Raw genomic sequence first — 3,003 nt, forward strand, 5'->3', positions numbered from 1 at the left:
CCGGGCTGACCGCGGCGGCGGGCGCGGCCGTACGGGAGCTGGACTGGCCGCAGGTGCTCCGGCGCTGGCCGCGCACCCGCGCATCGGCGAGCGCGCCGCCGGGACCGGCCGGGAGTCCGCCTGGTCGCGCCGCGAGCAGTCCGGTACGGCCGCGGCCGGCCGGGAGGTGCTCGACGCGCTCGCCGAGGGCAACCGCGCCTACGAGGAGCGCTTCGGCCACGTCTACCTGGTCTGCGCCACCGGCCTGTCGGCCGCGGAGCTGCTGGAGCGGCTGCGGCGGAGGCTGGCCTGCGACGAGGAGACCGAGCGCCGGACCGTCCGGGCCGAACTGGAGAAGATCACCTTGCTGCGGCTGGTGAGACTGCTGGGGGAGGAGCCGTGAGCCTGTCCACGCACGTGCTCGACGCGGCGGTCGGCCGGCCCGCCGAGGGCGTCGCCGTACGGCTGCTGGCGGACGACGGGACGCTCCTCGCGGCGGGGAGCACCGACGCCGACGGCCGGATCACCGGGTGGCGGCCGGGGCCGGGCGTGCACCGGCTGGTCTTCGGCACCGGCGCCTACTTCGCCGCGCGCGGTACGGACTCCTTCTACCCGGAGGTCTGCGTCGTCTTCCGGGTGGGAGACCCCGACGAGCACCACCACGTGCCGCTGCTGCTGAGCCCGTTCGCCTACTCGACCTACAGGGGGAGCTAGCGTGCCCGTCGTCCTCGGTCCCAACCGCTACGGCAAGGCGGAGACCCGCCTGGTCCGCGTCACCCGCGACGGCGGCGTCCACCACCTCAAGGACCTCAACGTCAGCACGGCGCTCTCCGGCGACATGGAGGACGCCCACCTGACCGGGGACAACTCCGCGGTGCTCCCGACCGACACGCAGAAGAACACCGTCTACGCCTTCGCCCGCAGGCACGGGGTGGACCAGATCGAGGAGTTCGCGCTCCTGCTGGCCCGGCACTACGTCGGCTCCCAGCCGTCGATCCGGCACGCCCGGGTGGAGATCGAGGAGTACTCCTGGGACCGGATCACGCCCGCGGGGGACCCCGGCGACCGGCGGCACTCCTTCGTCCGCTCGGGCGCCGGGGTGCGCACCTGCGTCGTCCACCACGACGCCGACGGCCGCACCGCCGTGGTCTCCGGCCTGGCGGACCTGACGGTCATGAACACGACCGGTTCGGAGTTCCACGGGTTCGCCCGCGACGAGTACACCACCCTGGCGCCCGCCACCGACCGGATCCTGGCCACCGCCGTGACGGCGCGCTGGCGGCACGCCTCGCCGGACCCGCCCCCCCGGCTGCTCCTACGCGGAGTCCCACGCCGAGGTGCGGCGCTGCCTGCTGGAGGCGTTCGCGCAGACGCACAGCCTCTCCCTCCAGCAGACCCTCTACGCGATGGGCAGGAGGGCGCTGGAGACCCGCCCGGAGATCTGCGAGGTACGGCTCGCGCTGCCCAACCGGCACCACTTCCCGGTGGACCTGGAGCCGTTCGGGCTGGACAACCCCGGCGAGGTCTTCTACGCCGCCGACCGCCCCTACGGGCTGATCGAGGGCGCGGTCCTGTCCGAGGGCGCCCCCGCCGCCGGCTTCGCGTGGGACTGACGGAGGTGACGGCGATGGACTTCCTGCGGCCCGAGACCTGGGCGGAGGCGCTGGCCGCCAAGGCGGAGCGGCCGGAGGTGCTGCCCGTCCAGGGCGGCACCGACGTGATGGTCGAGATCAACTTCGCCGCCCGCCGCCCGGAGGCGCTGCTGGACCTGAACCGGGTCGCCGAGCTCGCCGCCTGGTCCGCCGAGGAGGACGGGCGGCTCCGGGTCGGCGCGGGCGTGCCGTACACGCGGCTGATCGACGAGCTCGGCGACCGGCTGCCCGGCCTGGCGCAGGCCGCGCGGACGGTCGGCTCGCCGCAGATCCGCAACCGGGGCACCGTGGGCGGCAACCTGGGGGCGGCCTCGCCCGCCGGGGACAGCCATCCGCCGCTGCTGGCCTCGGACGCGGTGGTCGAGGTCGAGTCCGCCGCCCGCGGCGTGCGGATGATCCCCGCGGCGGAGTTCTACCTGGGCGTCAAGCGCAGCGCGCTGGAGCCCGACGAGCTGATCCGGGCCTTCTGGGCGCACCCGGCCACCGGCCCGCAGTACTTCTCCAAGGTGGGCACCCGCAACGCGATGGTGATCGCGGTCTGCTCGTTCGCCCTCGCGCTCCGTCCCGGCGAGCGGCGGGTGGGCACCGGGGTCGGCTCGGCCGCCCCGACGCCCCGCCGGGCCCCGGACGCCGAGGAGTTCCTGGCCGCCGAGCTCGACTGGGACGGGCCGCCGGACGTAGGCCGTGCTCGCCGCTTCGGCGAGCTGGTGGCGGGGCCGCCGACCCGATCGACGACGTGCGCGGCACCGCCGCCTACCGCCGGCACGCCCTGGCCGTGCTGGCCCGCCGCACCCTGACCTGGGCCTGGAACGACCTCCGGGCCGCGGACCCCGAAAGGAGGACCGGCTGATGCGCGTCACCTTCACCGTGAACGGCCGCCGTCAGACGGCCGATGACGTCTGGGAGGGCGAGAGCCTGCTGTACGTCCTGCGCGAGCGCCTGGGCCTGCCCGGTTCCAAGAACGCCTGCGAGCAGGGCGAGTGCGGTTCCTGCACGGTCTACCTCGACGGCGTGACCGTCTGCGCCTGCCTGGTCGCGGCCGGCCAGGCCGAGGGCCGCGAGGTCCGCACGGTCGAGGGGCTCGCCGACGGCGACCGGCTCGACGAGGTCCAGCAGGCCTTCATCGAGTGCGGCGCCGTCCAGTGCGGGTTCTGCACCCCCGGCCTCGTCGTCCAGGCGCACGACCTGATCGAGCGGACCGGGAACCCCTCCGATGCCCGGATCCGCGAGGCGCTGGCCGGGAACCTGTGCCGGTGCACCGGCTACGAGAAGATCCTCGACGCGGTACGGCTCGCCGCGGCCCGCAGGGCGGAGCGCGGGGAGGCGCGCCGGTGAGCCCGGCGGTCCCCGCGCCCGGCGGCGCGGGTCCGGG

The 3,003-nt window shown here is 75.4% G+C and carries 3 protein-coding genes and 2 pseudogenes; all 5 read left to right on the forward strand.

All coding sequences use genetic code 11. From position 1 onward, the window contains the following. Positions 1-382, forward strand: a 382-nt coding sequence (locus ACWJ6R_RS33580; protein ID WP_449066077.1) for a 2-oxo-4-hydroxy-4-carboxy-5-ureidoimidazoline decarboxylase, incomplete at its 5' end; no start/stop codon positions are given. Beyond that, positions 379-693, forward strand: coding sequence for a hydroxyisourate hydrolase (gene uraH, locus ACWJ6R_RS33585; protein WP_449066078.1), 315 nt, complete (start codon positions 379-381; stop codon positions 691-693). The genes ACWJ6R_RS33580 and uraH, both read left to right, overlap by 4 nt. A gap of 1 nt (position 694) precedes the next feature. Continuing rightward, a pseudogene (gene pucL / locus ACWJ6R_RS33590) lies at positions 695-1,592 on the forward strand (factor-independent urate hydroxylase). A gap of 14 nt (positions 1,593-1,606) precedes the next feature. Next, positions 1,607-2,481: pseudogene (locus ACWJ6R_RS33595) on the forward strand (FAD binding domain-containing protein). Then, positions 2,481-2,966 carry a (2Fe-2S)-binding protein gene (locus ACWJ6R_RS33600; protein WP_449066079.1) on the forward strand — a complete coding sequence of 162 codons (486 nt, stop codon included), beginning with the start codon at positions 2,481-2,483 and terminating at the stop codon, positions 2,964-2,966. Before ACWJ6R_RS33595 ends, ACWJ6R_RS33600 begins: the two are co-directional and overlap by 1 nt. The last annotated feature ends 37 nt before the right edge of the window (positions 2,967-3,003 follow it).

Source organism: Planomonospora algeriensis (genome assembly GCF_977012225.1).